This window comes from Streptomyces sp. MGP-BFMKR1 (genome assembly GCF_057766585.1).
Window position 1 is genome coordinate 5,020,392 of record NZ_CM173408.1, and the last position, 14,736, is coordinate 5,035,127.

Sequence of the window (14,736 nt, forward strand, 5' to 3'; positions counted from 1 at the left end):
CGGGGGCCGCGCTACGCGTGCACCTCGGCCAGCAACATCCGCAGCGTGAGCGAGTGCTTCGCCGGCGGCAGGGCGTCCATGGCCGCCCGCGCGACCGCCACGCCTCCGGCCCGGTCCCCGGAACGGGTCAGCATCAGGCCCCTGTGCAGGGCCAGGTGGGTGGCGAATCGGGGGAGTGTCGGCGGGAGTTCGCGGTGGGCTTGTTCCTGGGCCGCCACGGCGCCCTTCTCGTCGCCGAGACGGGCCAGCAGGAGCGACCGGAAGACGTTCAGCCGCCAGTACGGTACGGCGTAGTCCGAGGTCTGTTCGTGTGAACCCACCGCGTCGAAAACACGTTGTCCGCGAGCGTCGAGTTCGAGCGCCGTGGCGCGGTCGCCCCGCATGGCGGCGGCGTGCGCCTTGCCGTAAACGGCGTTGAGGAGGCCGAGCGACGGCCGGTCTGAAAGGGCCACCGCCTGGTCGGCGATCACGTCGGCCACTGGCAGCGACGCCCCTTCGTACCCCAGGGCAATGGCGGCCCGGCCGCGCACCCACACCCGCGCCGACTCGTCCCCCGACTCGTCGGCCGCCCTGGCCGCCATGCGATACCAGTAGACGGCCTTGGAGCCGTCCGAGCCGGGGAACGTCTTGGCGTACAGCGTCATGAACCGTGCGGCCACGGACCACAGTTGAGGAGAGTCCAACTGTTTCTGCACGACCACGAGTTCTCCGGACACACGCCGCTGAATATCGGCCGCCCCCATGGACATGTAGTCCGTGCCATAGGCGGAGAGCTTGCCTTCCCAGTCGTCTACCGACGGGCCGCCGCGAAGCCGGGCAGCGAAACCCTGGGACAACAGATCCGAGGCCACCACGGGCGCTATGGCGACCCCGGCGACATCGGTGAGAAAGGTGCGCCGCTCCAACTCGTTCTCCAGGACAGCTAGGGGGATGTCGAGGACCGCCGACAGGGCGCGGAGGTAGAACGCCCCCGGCTCGTGCTTCGAACACTCCCAGCCGCTCACGTACTCCCGGCTCAGCGTGGTCCCGAACTGTTTGTTGATTTCCGACGCCAAGCGCCCCTGCGACCAGCCAAGCGCCGAACGCAGCTCGCGGATCAGTTCCCCGATGCCCATGGGGCCATCCTCGTGGTCCTCCACCTGACATCGCACCGGTAACTGACGTTCTGCCGCGCCGTCTTGTTCCTACGTGACGCACGAGGTATCTCGTACCGCATTCCAGCAGTGTGACGCGTGCGGATAAATGAGTCGTGAGTGAACTACCTGGGCGCTAGGTGACGGGGAACGACGTCACGAGCCCGTTCGAAGAGGGCGCGGGCGTGCGGGTTGCGCAGGTACGGGCGGAGGCGGGCGAACATGACACGCATTTGCTCATCACAGCGCCCCGAACGCACGTGGGGGTATTCCGTGAGGGCCAGACCCCACGTGGCGCAGGCTTCTTCCAGCAATCCGCTCTGGCACTGCCGGTCCGCTAGTCGACTGGTGTCCAGAACTCGACGTCGCAGGCGCCCCTGGCCACGTAGTGGTTTCAGTGCCTCGTGCATCTCGGTGACAGAACGGGAGACGTTGCCCAGGCTGTACTCGACCTGGGCACGGTAATAGGCGAGGAGGCCCGGATTCGCGAGACCGACGACGGACTTACCTGACTCGGGTTCCGCTTTGCTCAGAGAACTCTCAGCCTGTCGCAGCATGGAAAACGCCTCGGACTTGTGGTGCACGGCAGCGGCGGAATAAGCCTGCTGCGCGTAGAGGTGCACGCGCATGTTGACGCTCACCTCCTGGGCGGTCCCGGCGGCTGCGTTAGCCAACCTGAGGGCCGCTGGCGCATTCCCTGCATTGACCGCCTGTGAGCTCATTCCGTGCAAGGTCAGGCAGTAGAGGGAGGGATCGCCGGCGCCTCCGGCCAGTTCGAGGGCCTTTGAGTAGTAGCGCTGAGCAAGCCCGTGTGCGCCTTCGTCGACCGCCATGTAACCAAGGAGGTAGCAGAACTCGGAGGCGGCGGAGAGCAGGTCCGACCGTACGGTTTCCTTCGCGGGCGCGTGAAGAAGTGGGGCCACGTTGTTGACCAGAAAAGCAGCCGCGCTAGGGCGGGTTATCTTACCCCCCATGGCATGGTCCAACTGGGAGAAGTGCCTGATCATGGATCGGATCAGGGTGACGTCGGACGTGCCGATGCGGGCGAATTGATGGGAGGTGACGAGGCTGCTGCGTTCTACGGCCTCCGCCCAGGAGGGCACGGCGAAAGTCGCCGAGAAGACGCTGGCGCTCAGTATGGTCCGACGCGAGGGGTCCATGTCCTGCCTTCCCAGAGCAATCAGATCTTCGACAAGGTCTTTGTGAGGGGCACTCCCTGCTTCGGCTGGGAGCGCGGGAAAGCCCGCGTCGGCGAGCGAAATCGCCCGTCCCAGCTTTCTGGATAACGCTTCCAGGACCAGCGGACGCACGCGCTGAACAGGCAGGTGCCCCTTGAGCCACTGATGGATGGATGGCTCGCGGTACCTCGTGGGTGCGCCCGCTTCGGTCGCGGCGCGGTTGACGGCCTGCGCGAACTGGCGAAGCGTCCAGCCGGTCTCTTGGAAAATCTTTTCGAGCTCGGTGTTCGGCCCTGATGGTGGCATCTGGCTCCACGCTCCTCGCGCGCCAACGCTCTTAACCGATCTTAAGTCCCGGAACTCATCCCACGGTACCGCCGTGTGCGCCGTGCCAGTTCTCTGGAACGGAAACACCGCACCCCACGACGGTGTGACTGGCCGGACCGGATAACCCGCCCTCGCCCTCGGAGAGTTCCGTGAATGACCGCGACTGGACTCCACCCCCTTGCGACCGTCTGACCGTGCTGCCCGCCGGTCGTCACTGGGACGCCGTGCGCACCGATACCCGCACCGCGCGGTGGGCGTTCGGGTTTCTCGACGCGATCGAGCGCAGCGCCGCGATCGTGGACTCGCACACGGGCAGCGTGCACTGGCTGGTGCCGCCGGGTGAGGCGGCGCGGGCCCCGTACGACGACTGGGAGCGGTTGCGCCAACACGTCACCGTGCTGACGGCCGGGCCCACCGTGCACTACGTGGGTGTGCCGGCCGGTCACCTGTGTGACGGGGGCGGGCCCCGGTGGCACGTGCCCGCCGCGTGGTCCGGGTCCTACGTGACGCAGGCGCACCTGCTGGCCGCCGTGCTGGGAACCGCCGTGGTGCGCGCGCACGGGCCCACGGGACTGGCGCCGCGGTGTGTGGTGTGCGAGCGCGCCATGGACCGGGCGTCCATGGTGACCACGGTGGGACGGTTACGCCGGGGCGACCCGCTCCAGCACCTGGAGACCCACCCGACGTGCGCGCATGCCGTGTTGGGGCCCGAGGTGCACCGGGAGGCGGCGGAGGTGGCCAGGTGGTAGCGCGGCGGCCCCGCTCCGGGGCGTACGCGTGGTCCCCGCCCGCCGGGCGCGGCTTCCACCTGCTGCCCATCGGCGCTCAGTTCGAGGCCGTCCGCGCCCCCGCCGACCTCGGCGCGTGGATGCGGACGAACGGTACGGAGAAGGCCGCCCACATCGCCACGGCCCAGCACGCGATCTGGCTGCTGCCCGCAGAGGAGGCCGCCGCGTACCGCACCGCCTGGCGCGTGCCCGGCGTACGGCACGTCGCGAGCGGACTCCTGGCCGTCCCCCAGGCCGGCCGGCCCGAGGCGGGGGCGGGCGTGCGGTGGGTAGTGCCGCGTGGTTGGAAGGGCCGGCACGTGGCCAACCCGTCCCAACTGGCCACGGACCTCGCGGCGGCGGCACGGGCGGCGTGGGGCGGGGGCCCCGGTGAGTACACGGCCACGGAACGACGCGTCGTCGCGACCCCCGACGAGGAGTACAGGCCCAGGTATCCGGGCACCGAATGTCATCCGAGGAACTGAGCATGCAACACGACAGTCCTGGACCAGAGTTCTGGTCACTCATCCACCCGTTCACGGGAAAGCGCACCTCCGTAAACCGCACCGAGAGGGGCTTTGGTTCGGATTTCACGGCCGTGGTCGAGTGCGAGAAGGGCCCGTTCTTCGTCAAGGCCATGCGCAACCGCCAGGGCGGCCGGCGCAGCTCGATCCTGCGAGAGCGGGCCATCGCGTCTACCGTTCGCCCGATCGCGCCGGCACTCGTGTGGGAAGCGGAAGACGATGACTGGATCGTCCTCGGATACGAAGTCGTCTCCGGGCGTCGAGCGGACTTCACCACCGACTCTCCAGATCTGTCGGTCCTAGCTGAGCTGATCAATCACCTTCGCACGCTGCCCGCGCCCAACGTGGCGCAGACGTGGGAGGAGAACCGGTGGGATCGCTTCACCGATCCCGAGACGGCACAACTTTTCCGCGGCGGGACGCTCCTGCACACGGATATCCACCCCAGCAACGTCATGGTCGACGACGGGCGTTCGTGGCTCGTGGACTGGGCGTGGCCCACGGTGGGGGCCGCGTTCATTACGCCGGCCTGCATGGTCGTGCAACTCATCTCCGCCGGTCACACACCGGCACAGGCCGAGACGTGGGCCGGTCAATGCGAAGGGTGGGCGAAGGCCGATCCCGCGGCCCTGGACGCCTTCGCTCGCGCCACGCACCGGATGTGGGTCACGCGAGCAGAGGGCCGGCCTGACGAGGCGTGGCTAGGCGCCATGGTTACGGCAGCTCAGGAATGGACGCGGCACCGAGGGCTCACGTAGTCCGAGGCGCCATCAACGCCGTACGGGGAGTTCATCCACGCAGCCCCCTGCGGCCAGCAGGGGGCTGCGACGTTCCCCGGCCTGGCGGGGCCGGGAAGGACCGAGAAGAGAGTCCTCACCCACCAGAACCTCACCCACCCGGCGCCAACGCCCCCCACGCCACCGTGACCTCACCCTGGCGCCAGCGTGCTGGGCCGTCCGTGAGGGGCCAGTCCGGGGCGAGCAGGCGGACGGAGCGCATCCAGCGTTGGCGGGCGCTGAGCGCGCCGTAGGGGGCGCTCGCCGCCCAGGCGCGGTCGAAGTCGCGGAGGAAGGCGTGTACGGGTTCGCCCGGCACGTTGCGGTGGATCAGCGCCTTCGGCAGGCGTTCGGCCAGGTCGGACGGGTGCTCCAGGGACGCGAGGCGGGCCGCGAAGGTGACCGTGCGCGGGCCGGTGCGGTCGAGGGCCACCCACACGTGGCGGCGGCCGATCTCGTCGCAGGTGCCCTCGACCAGCAGTCCGCCGGGCGCGAGCCGGGCGCACAGGCGCCGCCACACGGCGGCCACCTCGTCCTCGTCGTACTGCCGCAGCACGTTCGCCGCCCGGATGAGCACCGGCGCACGCCCGGCCGGGCCCGGCAGCGGCACCTCGAAGCCGCCGTGCGCGAAGCGCAGTCCCGGGCGTTCGTAGGCCCGGGCCGCCGCGACCCGCGCCGGGTCGATCTCGACGCCGACGACCTCGGTGTCGGGCCGTACCGTGCGCAGCCGGCCGAGCAGCTCGACGGCGGTCCACGGCGCGGCCCCGTACCCCAGGTCGACCGCCACCGGGTCGTCGCTGCGGCGCAGCTCCCGCCCGTGGGCGGCGACGATCCAGCGGTCCATGCGGCGCAGCCGGTTCGGGTTGGTGGTGCCGCGGGTCACCGACCCCACGGGACGGTGCGGGGTACGGGACGGCATACGGGCGAGCCTAGCCGCCCCGCGCGCCAGCGCCGGCGCACGCCGGTGCGCCAGGGGCGCGGCCGGCTCCCGCGCGTACCTCAAGCCGACCCCGCGGATAGGGCTCGCCCCCCGACGGCCGATTCCGGCCGGAGGCACCGCGCCCGGCCAGCCCGCGTAACAACTTGGCAAAATGGAAATGGGAACGATGCATTCCGCTGTTGCAGTCGTCCGGAGGGACCTCACGCCGTCTAAGGAGGCCACGCGCGGTGAGTCAGTACGCACCTCGGCAAGGCTCCCGGTCGCCGCTTCCGAAGCCGCGCAGTGGCCTGCTGAGCAGGGCGGCGGCCCGGCGTCCCCGGACGTTCGGGCGCTCGGTGCCACGCCGGATAGCGATGCTCAGCGTCCACACCTCGCCGCTGCACCAGCCGGGCACCGGCGACGCGGGCGGCATGAACGTGTACATCGTCGAGCTGGCCAGGCGGCTCGCGGCCATCGACATCGAGGTGGAGATCTTCACCCGCGCCACCACCGGCGCCCTGCCGCCCACCGTGGAACTGGCCCCCGGCGTCCTCGTCCGGCACGTGGACGCGGGCCCGTACGAGGGGCTGGCCAAGGAGGACCTGCCCGCGCAGCTCTGCGCCTTCACGCACGGCGTCATGCAGGTCTGGGCCGGCCACCGCCCGGGCCACTACGACCTCGTCCACTCCCACTACTGGCTCTCCGGCCACGTCGGCTGGCTCGCCGCCCAGCGCTGGGGCACCCCGCTCGTGCACGCGATGCACACCATGGCCAAGGTCAAGAACGCCGCGCTCGCCGCCGGCGACACCCCCGAACCCGCCGCCCGCGTCATCGGCGAGACGCAGATCGTCCGGGCCGCCGACCGGCTCATCGCCAACACCGCCGAGGAGGCGGGCGAACTCGTACGGCACTACGAGGCGGAGCCGCACAAGGTCGCCGTCGTCCACCCCGGCGTCAACCTCGACCGCTTCCGCCCCGCGCCGCCGCACCAGCACCTGGCCGCTTCCGCCCTCGACGTCTACCGCGAGACGTCCCCCGAGACCTCCCCCGAGGCCGTCGCCGCCAGCCGGGCCGCCGCCCGGGAGCGGCTCGGGCTGCCGCAGCACGCCCTGGTGCCGCTGTTCGCCGGGCGCATCCAGCCGCTCAAGGCCCCGGACGTCGTGCTGCGGGCCGTGGCCCACCTGCTCACCGAGCACCCGTCGCTGCGCGACCGCGTCGTGCTGCCCGTCGTCGGCGGCCCGAGCGGCAGCGGCCTGGCCAAGCCCGAGGGGTTGCAGAAGCTCGCCGCCCGGCTGGGCATCGCGGACCTGGTCCAGTTCCGGCCGCCGGTCGGGCAGGAGCGGCTGGCCGACTGGTACCGCGCGGCGTCCGTGCTGGTCATGCCCTCGTACAGCGAGTCGTTCGGCCTGGTGGCGGCCGAGGCGCAGGCGTGCGGGACGCCGGTGATCGCGGCGGCCGTCGGCGGACTGCCGGTGGCCGTGCGGGACGGCGTCAGCGGTTTCCTCGTCGACGGCCACGACCCCGCCGACTACGCGCGCATGCTGCACCGCTTCGTCATCGCCCCCGACCTCGCCGCCCGCATGGGCGCCTCCGCCGCGCGCCACGCGCAGTCCTTCGGCTGGGACGCGGCAGCCGCCGCGACCGCGGACGTCTACGGCGCGGCGCTGCACGAGCGGCGCGGTCGCCTACGATCTACGCATGGGTAACCACGCGGAAGCCGGCCCGGTCAACGACGCGGAAGCCGTCATCGAGAGCACCCTGCGCGCGGCGGAGCTGGAGTGGGAGCGGGCGGCCGACGGCGCGTACGTCGTGACCCTGCCCGGCACCCGCAAGCTCTCCACCACCTGCTCGCTGCGCGTCGGGCGACACTCGCTGTCCGTCAACGCCTTCGTCATCCGACACCCCGACGAGAACGACGCGGCCGTGCACCGCTGGCTCCTGGAACGCAACACCCGCCTGTACGGGGTGAGTTACGCCATCGACCGGCTCGGCGACATCTACCTGGTCGGCCGCCTCCCGCTGGCCGCGGTGACCCCGGACGGGATCGACCGGCTGCTCGGCACCGTCCTGGAGAACGCCGACGCCAGCTTCAACACCCTCCTTGAGCTGGGGTTCGCGTCGGCGATCCGCAAGGAGTACGCGTGGCGCACGGCCCGCGGCGAGTCCACCCGCAACCTCGCCGCCTTCACCCACCTGACCGGCGAGGGGCGGTCGGGCCCGGACGCGGAGCGCGGCGGTCCGGGCGGTGGCGGCCCGGCGTCGTCCGACCCCGTGTAACCCCGTACCCCCGTAACCCCGTACCCCCGGACCCTCGTCCGTCGGGACATGTCTGGTTCATCCGGCATGCAGCCTTCCGTCGCCGGGCGTGCCTACGGTCGTCGCCGACGCGTGGGGGATCGCGACGGGCGGAGGGGGCCGGCGTGCTGTCCATGGTGTTCCGCGGTGATGACCTGCCGGCAGAGCAACGCTTCGACGCCTGGCGGGAGTTGAGCGGCAAGGCGGTGCTCAGGACGCTGATGGACAGCGATCGCGCCGCGGACTTCCGGGCCACGCTGCGCGCGGGCGGCCTCGGGCCCGTCCAGGTGTCGGCCATGACGTACCAGAGCCTGCGCTCGCGGCGCACGCCGGCGCTCATCCGGGCCGCCGACCCCGAGCTGTACCAGCTCGCCCTGGTACGCGGCGGGCGCCAGTGCATCACCTGGCGGGACCGGGAACTGGCGCTCGGCCACGGCGAACTGCTCTTCTACGACTCCTCCCACCCCTTCACCGCCGAGATCCGCACCGGCGAGGTGGCCGCCTCGTCGGTGGTCGTCCAGGTGCCACGGGAACTGCTGCCGATGGACCGCGACCGGGCGGACGGCCTGCTCGGCACGCGGGTGCCGCCGGACGACCCGGTCGGGGTGCTGCTGCGGCAGTTCATCGACGCCGTCGCCCGCCCCGCCGGAGCCGGCCTCGCCCCGTACACCGCGACCGACGCGGGCCGGCTCGGCCTCGTCCTCACCGACCTGCTGACGGCCCTGCTCAGCCGGCAGTACGAGCGGCGCCCCGGCGCGGCCGTGGCCGCCAGCGGCCGGGAGACCCAACTCCTGTGCGTACAGGCGTTCATCGAGCGGCACCTCGGCGACGCGGACCTCTCCCCGGCCATGGTCGCCGCCGCGCACCACGTCTCGCTGCGCTCCCTGCACCGGCTCTTCGAACCGGTGGGGCTCGGGGTCGCCGGCTGGATACGCGCCCGGCGCCTCGACCGCTGCCGGCGCGACCTCGCCGACCCCGCCCTGTCCCGGCGTACCGTCCGCGCCATCGGCGCCACCTGGGGCTTTCCGCGCCCGGCCGACTTCAACCGGGCGTTTCGGGCGGCGTACGGGCTCTCACCGGGCGAGTACCGGCGGCTGGCCGGGGCGCCGACGGTGTGCGCCGAGCGCTAACGGTCGGGCACGCGCTGCGCACCACCGGCCGGGCGTCGTCCGCGAGACTCGACAGCGCCGCGGCAGGCACCGCTCCACTCGACCCGTTCCACTTCCAGGGGGTTGGACCATGAACAGGGCAAGGATGGCCACCGCGGTGGCCGCGCTCGGCCTCGCGGCGGGAACGCTGGCCACGGCGGCACCGGCCGCCACCGCGACCACCACCACCGCAGCCACTGACCGGTCGGAGGTCTCCGTCGCCTCCGTCCGGGGCACGGTGCACGGCGGGCACTCGATCTGGGAGAAGGTGAACCCCTTCCAGAACAAGATCGGGGTCACCTACGAGGACGACACGATCCTCGCCTCGTGTAAGCGCTGGGGCGCGGACGACAAGTGGTGGTACTGGGTCCGCTTCGACGTCGACGGCGTCAAGGGCCACGTCTCGCACGACGCCACCAACATCCGCCACTCGCACCTGCCCAAGTGCGGCTGACCCAGCCCGGCCCGGTAGCGGCCCCCGGCTCACACCCGCCGCCGGCCCGCCCGTAACGGCCCGCCCGTGACGGCCCACCGGTGACGACCTGCGGGCGACGACCTGCGGGCGACCGCCGGTGACGTCCCACCGACCCGCCGGTGACGACCCGCGGGCAACGGCTCGCCCGGCCCGGTCCCGTACGGCCGTCAGCCGTACGCGTACGCCGGGTCGAGCGGGCCCGTGCCAGCGGCCGGCCGGCTCACGGGGCGGCCGGCTCACAGGGCAGTGGGCTCACGGGGCGGCGGGCTCACGGGGCGGCGGGCGCGCCCGCCGGCTCCGCGCCGGGCGCCACCGGCGCGTTGGCGGTACCCGGCGCCGGCGCCTGCGCGGCGCCCGCCGCCGGGGCGTCCACGGCGCCCGCCGCCCCGGCGTCCGGCTTCAGCACCTCCACCACCGCGTTCGCCGCCGCGTCCTCCGCCGGCAGGGCGCGCATCAGCAGCCAGTAGCCGAGCGCCGCGGCCGAGCCGACGACCGCGCAGCCGCCCCACAGCCACTCGGCGCCGTACCGGTCGATGACCTGACCGGCGATCAGCGGCGCGGCGAGCGCGGCCACCGACCACGACATGGTGTACATGCCCTGGTAGCGGCCCCGGCCGTGGGTGGGCGAGAGGCGGACGACCAGGCCCATCTGGGTGGGGGAGTTGACGATCTCGGCCAGCGTCCAGACGCACACGGTCAGCGCGTACACCCCGATCGACCCGGCGAACGCGGTGAGCCCGAACCCGTAACCGGCCAGCAGCGAGGAGATGATCAGCAGCCGCTGCGGATCGCGGTGCTCGATGTAGCGGGTGACGGGGATCTGGAGGGCCACGATCAGGATGCCGTTGACGGCGATCGCCACGCCGAAGTCGGAGCTGGAGAACCCGTCGGCGCCCATCGCCACCGGCAGCGCCACGTAACCCTGCTGGAAGATCAGGGCAATGAGGAAGGACAGCCCGACCACGCTCATGAAGCGGCCGTCGCGCAGCACCGTGCCGAGCCCGATCTCCGGCTCGACCACGGCGCCGCTGGCGTCCTTGGCGCGCTCAGGACGAGACTCGGGCAGCTTGACGAAGACCAGCACGGCGCAGATCAGCGTCATGACGGCCTCGCCGACGAACCCGGCCCGGTAGCTGTACTCGGCGATGAAGCCGGCGCCCATGGAGGAGAACGCGAAGCCCAGGTTGATGGCCCAGTAGTTGAGGGCGAAGGCCCGGACCCGGTCCTCGGGGCGGACGATGTCGGCCATCATCGCCTGCACGGCGGGCCGCGACGCGTTGCTGGCCATCCCGACGACGAAGGCCACCGCGGCGATCGCCAACGGGTGCGTCATGAAGCCGAGCACGGCCACCGACACGGCGGTGGAGAGCTGGGCGATCAGCATCGTGGGCCGCCGCCCGAGCCGGTCGGTCATCACGCCCGCGCCCAGCGACGAGACCACGCTGCCGAGCCCGTGCAGCGCGGCGACGAGCCCGGCGAAGGTGGCCGAGTAGCCGCGCTCCAACGTGAGGTAGAGCGCCATGAACGTGGCGACGAAGCCGCCGAGGCGGTTCACCAGGGTGCTGGTCCACAGCCACCAGAACTCCCGCGGCAGACCGGACACGCTCTCGCGCACGGCCCGTCTCATGGCGGTAGCGGACATGACAATCCTCCGAGGGGGCGCAACAACGGATGAATGTGGGGGAGCGGGTGGGAGTCCAGGAGCGCGGAATGCTGTGTAAGAGTCTCTACCCGCATCCGTAACTTACGTCGAACGGGCTCTCGACTTCCAGTCATTTGGCAGAAACCGTCAACTGTTGCGCTGGTCACGCGGCTGCCCGCGCCCCGCGCGAGCCGCCGAACCGGCCGTCCGGAGCCCGTCCGTCCTACCGGGCGGGCAGCGGCCCGCCACGGGGCGTCCATTACGCTCGGGGCATGGCCGACGCACCGTACAAGCTGATCCTCCTCCGCCACGGCGAGAGCGAGTGGAACGCGAAGAACCTGTTCACCGGCTGGGTGGACGTCAACCTCAACGACAAGGGCGAGAAGGAGGCGGTCCGCGGCGGTGAGCTGCTGACGGAGGCCGGCCTGCTGCCCGACGTGGTCCACACCTCGCTCCAGAAGCGCGCCATCCGCACCGCGCAGCTCGCCCTGGAAGCCGCCGACCGACACTGGATTCCCGTGCACCGCTCCTGGCGGCTGAACGAGCGGCACTACGGCGCGCTCCAGGGCAAGGACAAGGCGCAGACCCTGGCCGAGTTCGGCGAGGAGCAGTTCATGCTCTGGCGCCGCTCGTACGACACCCCGCCGCCCCCGCTGGAGGACGGCGCCGAGTACTCCCAGAGCGACGACCCGCGCTACGCCGACATCCCGAGCGAGCTGCGCCCGCGCACGGAGTGCCTCAAGGACGTCGTCGTGCGGATGATGCCGTACTGGTACGACGGCATCATCCCCGACCTCCTCGCGGGCCGCACCGTCCTGGTGGCCGCGCACGGCAACAGCCTCCGCGCCCTGGTCAAGCACCTCGACGGCATCTCCGACACCGACATCGCGGGCCTCAACATCCCCACCGGCATCCCCCTCTCCTACGAGCTGGACGCCGACTTCCGCCCGACCAACCCGGGCGGCACCTACCTCGACCCGGAGGCGGCCAAGGCCGCCATCGAGGCGGTCAAGAACCAGGGCAAGAAGAAGTAGCCCCGCCTCCTCGGCCCCAACGCCCGAACGGCCCCCCACCCGCGCCATCGCGCCCGGTGGCGGGCCGTTCCCGTAGCCGGGCCACGGGCCGCTCGCCCTGCGCGTCGACGCCGCCCCGGGCCAGCCCCCGTCGCACGGCACGGGCCCCGGCCGGCGTCAGCCGTTGGGCGGCAGCGGCTCGTGTCGGTGCCAGACCAGGTACCGGTCCTCACGACGCAACTCCGCGGAACCCCACTCGACGCGCATGACGCCCGCCTCCATCGAGCAGGCATAGGCGACGAGGACGAGCCGCACGTCCTCGGGGAGCAGCTCCAGGTCTGGGTGTACCTCGGAGTCATCGAGTTCTTCCAAGCCCAGGTCGAGTGCCTGCTGCATGGGAGGCGGGCCATGACGGCGGATCAGGTCCGCTCGGAAGCCGGACGCTCGACGGAGCCGCGCGGTGGTGACGGGGACGTCCTTCTTCGCGTAGCGGAGTGGGTAGATCAGGTGGCCGCGGACGAGCATCATCGTGCGACCCTGCATCCGCACGGCTTCTCCCAGTTCGGAGAGGCCGGCGGCCAGTTCCTCGTACTGCACCGCGTAGAGACCATGCCCGTAGGCTTCGAGCGTCTGCGTGTGCACGCCCTCATGCCCGGTCCGGGCGCGTTCGTGGGCCCGGCGGAGGCAGGCCGGGACGATGTCCGCCAGTTCACCGGCTATGTCTCCGAAGGTCTCACGTGCCCATTGGCTGGCCGAACCCACGACGTACCGCCCTTCTCAGGTGGTCCTGCGGCAGAGCACCGAGCAGCGTTCCCCTTAGACCGTGCTGCGGTCAGCCGAGTCGCACAAGGTGGCATTCACTGCGCGCCCCTACGCAACGGCCTCCCACTCGCGGTTTCCGCGCGGGTGGGAGGCCGTTCGGCGTAGCAGCGGGCGCGTGGCGCGCGACCCGCGGCGCAGCCGCCTACCGCTAGCTGCAGCCGCCGGAGCAACTGCACGGGCCGCCCGACTGGCAGCCGCACTGGCAACCCGAGCCGCACCCGCAGTTGCCGAGCAGTGGCCGGGCCGGGGTCGGGGTGGTCGGCTGCTCCGTCGGGGTGGGGTTGGAGGTCGGGGTGTCTGACATGGAAGTCCTCCTCGCAGGCGTACCGCGGAGCCTCCAGTGAACGTCGCGCCCCGAGGGGCGCGGAACGGCGCGTAAGCGGCGCGTAGGCGCATCGCGGTTCGTACGCCGCGAATGCCCGCACGCCCACCGCTACGCCACCAAAACCCGCCCCGCCCCACCCCGCCCCCGCAACCCGGCCCGACCTGCGCGGCAGCCCGCCGGACCCACCCCGCCCGGCCGCGCCCCGCGCACCACCACCCGCGCCGGCCCCACCCGGATCCGACCCGCGCACCAGCCAACCTCCACCCCTACTTCAGGGCGCCCGGCCCGGCCCGGGACGTGGACCGACCGCGTACGCCCCGGGGCCGGGCCCGTACGCGGAGCCGTACCGAAACAGGGGCCGGGCCCCGGGCCGTACGCCCGTACGCACCAAAGGCCCGCGCCCCGGCCGGACGGGCGGCCGGGGCGCGGGCCCATGGGAGGGTGCGCGGAACGAGCGGAGGAGGGAGAGAGCAGGGGAGGAGGGAGAGGGGAGAAGGGGGAGGAGGGCGAGCAGGAGGAGAGGGGCGGGCGCCGGGCTCAGGGAGGGGGCCCGGCGCCCGCACGGCGGCCGGAGCGGCCCGGCCGCGGGGTTACCCGGGTTACCCGGGATGCGCGGGGCTACTCGGGTTACGCCGGTGACTCGGTGTCGACCGGTGCGACCGGCGTGGCCGGCGCGATCTCGTCCGCGTGCTCGCCGGTGACCAGGTAGACGACCCGCTTGGCCACGGAGACCGCGTGGTCGGCGAAGCGCTCGTAGTAGCGGCCGAGGAGCGTCACGTCCACGGCCGTCTCGATGCCGTGCTTCCAGCGGTCGTCCATCAGGTGCTGGAAGAGCGTGCGGTGGAGCATGTCGATGGCGTCGTCGTCCTGCTCCAACTGGAGCGCCAGGTCCACGTCCTTGGTGATGATCACCTCGGCGGCCTTGGCCATCAGGCGCTGGGCGAGCTGGCCCATCTCCAGGATGGTGGCGGCCAGGTCGCGGGGGACGGGCGACTCCGGGAAACGCAGCCGGGCGAGCTTCGCGACGTGCTGCGCGAGGTCGCCGGCGCGCTCCAGGTCGGCGCTCATCCGCAGGCTGGTGACCACGATCCGCAGGTCCGTGGCGACCGGCTGCTGGCGGGCGAGCAGGGCTATCGCCCGCGCCTCGAGGTCGTGCTGGAGGTCGTCGACCTTCTGGTCGGCGGCGATGACGCTCTCCGCGAGCTTCAGGTCCGCATCCAGCATGGCCGTGGTGGCCCTGCCGATCGCCGAGCCGACGAGCCGGGCCATCTCGACCAGACTTTCACCGATCGAATCGAGCTCCTCGTGGTACGCGTCCCGCATCACTTACCTTCTCTCGCTGGGGGTCCCGTAGGGCTGTCAGCCCCACGCTCCCACGGTGTGGCCGAAACG

At 71.9% G+C, this 14,736-nt stretch carries 15 protein-coding genes; 8 read left to right on the forward strand and 7 right to left on the reverse strand.

Features of this window, described 5'->3' with window-relative positions; translation table 11 throughout:
• Positions 1–11: 11 nt before the first annotated feature.
• Both AC3CHW_RS19730 and AC3CHW_RS19735 read right to left on the reverse strand, forming a co-directional pair.
• Positions 12–1,115: a helix-turn-helix domain-containing protein gene (locus AC3CHW_RS19730; protein ID WP_488467329.1), complete on the reverse strand. Its 1,104-nt coding sequence runs from the start codon at positions 1,113–1,115 to the stop codon at positions 12–14.
• 143 nt (positions 1,116–1,258) lie between these two features.
• Positions 1,259–2,617, reverse strand: a complete 1,359-nt coding sequence (locus AC3CHW_RS19735) for an NsdA family TPR-like regulatory protein (RefSeq protein WP_488467330.1) — start codon at positions 2,615–2,617, stop codon at positions 1,259–1,261.
• 170 nt (positions 2,618–2,787) lie between these two features.
• Here AC3CHW_RS19735 and AC3CHW_RS19740 point away from each other — a divergent pair, with 170 nt between their 5' ends.
• From AC3CHW_RS19740 to AC3CHW_RS19750, 3 genes are read left to right on the forward strand one after another with little or no spacing between them, the layout of a single operon-like run.
• Entirely contained in the window at positions 2,788–3,387 is a 600-nt protein-coding gene (locus AC3CHW_RS19740) for a hypothetical protein (RefSeq protein ID WP_488467331.1), read from the forward strand.
• Positions 3,381–3,890 (forward strand): hypothetical protein, encoded by a 510-nt coding sequence (locus AC3CHW_RS19745; protein WP_488467332.1) that lies wholly within the window; start codon positions 3,381–3,383, stop codon positions 3,888–3,890. The genes AC3CHW_RS19740 and AC3CHW_RS19745 overlap by 7 nt, the downstream gene beginning before the upstream one ends.
• A gap of 2 nt (positions 3,891–3,892) precedes the next feature.
• Complete coding sequence (locus AC3CHW_RS19750; protein WP_488467333.1) at positions 3,893–4,687, forward strand: protein kinase family protein; 795 nt, start codon at positions 3,893–3,895, stop codon at positions 4,685–4,687.
• Between the two features lie 130 nt (positions 4,688–4,817).
• On the opposite strand, the gene AC3CHW_RS19755 is transcribed toward AC3CHW_RS19750, so the two are convergent.
• Entirely contained in the window at positions 4,818–5,624 is an 807-nt protein-coding gene (locus AC3CHW_RS19755; protein WP_488467334.1) for a class I SAM-dependent methyltransferase, read from the reverse strand.
• A 248-nt stretch (positions 5,625–5,872) separates the two neighbouring features.
• On the opposite strand from AC3CHW_RS19755, the gene AC3CHW_RS19760 reads away from it, so the two are divergent.
• The 4 genes from AC3CHW_RS19760 (at position 5,873) to AC3CHW_RS19775 (ending at position 9,521) form a co-directional block, all read left to right on the forward strand.
• Positions 5,873–7,330 (forward strand): glycosyltransferase, encoded by a 1,458-nt coding sequence (locus AC3CHW_RS19760; RefSeq protein WP_488467335.1) that lies wholly within the window; start codon positions 5,873–5,875, stop codon positions 7,328–7,330.
• Positions 7,323–7,901: a type III secretion system chaperone family protein gene (locus AC3CHW_RS19765; protein WP_488467336.1), complete on the forward strand. Its 579-nt coding sequence runs from the start codon at positions 7,323–7,325 to the stop codon at positions 7,899–7,901. Before AC3CHW_RS19760 ends, AC3CHW_RS19765 begins: the two co-directional genes overlap by 8 nt.
• 152 nt (positions 7,902–8,053) lie before the next feature.
• The gene (locus AC3CHW_RS19770) at positions 8,054–9,049 is read left to right on the forward strand and encodes a helix-turn-helix domain-containing protein (protein ID WP_488471112.1); all 996 of its coding nucleotides are present in this window, start codon (positions 8,054–8,056) and stop codon (positions 9,047–9,049) included.
• Between the two features lie 109 nt (positions 9,050–9,158).
• Entirely contained in the window at positions 9,159–9,521 is a 363-nt protein-coding gene (locus AC3CHW_RS19775; RefSeq protein WP_488467337.1) for a hypothetical protein, read from the forward strand.
• A 289-nt stretch (positions 9,522–9,810) separates the two neighbouring features.
• Here the strand turns inward: AC3CHW_RS19775 and AC3CHW_RS19780 are convergent, their stop codons facing one another.
• Complete coding sequence (locus AC3CHW_RS19780) at positions 9,811–11,184, reverse strand: MDR family MFS transporter (protein ID WP_488467338.1); 1,374 nt, start codon at positions 11,182–11,184, stop codon at positions 9,811–9,813.
• Between the two features lie 272 nt (positions 11,185–11,456).
• On the opposite strand from AC3CHW_RS19780, the gene AC3CHW_RS19785 reads away from it, so the two are divergent.
• Positions 11,457–12,218 carry a phosphoglyceromutase gene (locus AC3CHW_RS19785; protein ID WP_176162336.1) on the forward strand — a complete coding sequence of 254 codons (762 nt, stop codon included), beginning with the start codon at positions 11,457–11,459 and terminating at the stop codon, positions 12,216–12,218.
• Between the two features lie 156 nt (positions 12,219–12,374).
• Here the strand turns inward: AC3CHW_RS19785 and AC3CHW_RS19790 are convergent, their stop codons facing one another.
• The 3 genes from AC3CHW_RS19790 to phoU all read right to left on the reverse strand — a co-directional run bounded on the left by AC3CHW_RS19790 (position 12,375) and on the right by phoU (position 14,667).
• A complete protein-coding gene (locus AC3CHW_RS19790; RefSeq protein WP_398607624.1) occupies positions 12,375–12,959 on the reverse strand; it encodes a hypothetical protein in 585 nt (194 codons plus the stop codon).
• Between the two features lie 208 nt (positions 12,960–13,167).
• A complete protein-coding gene (locus AC3CHW_RS19795; RefSeq protein WP_176162335.1) occupies positions 13,168–13,323 on the reverse strand; it encodes a hypothetical protein in 156 nt (51 codons plus the stop codon).
• Positions 13,324–13,971: 648 nt separating this feature from the next.
• On the reverse strand, positions 13,972–14,667 hold the full coding sequence (gene phoU, locus AC3CHW_RS19800) for a phosphate signaling complex protein PhoU (RefSeq protein ID WP_459250840.1): 696 nt from the start codon (positions 14,665–14,667) through the stop codon (positions 13,972–13,974).
• Positions 14,668–14,736: the final 69 nt, after the last annotated feature.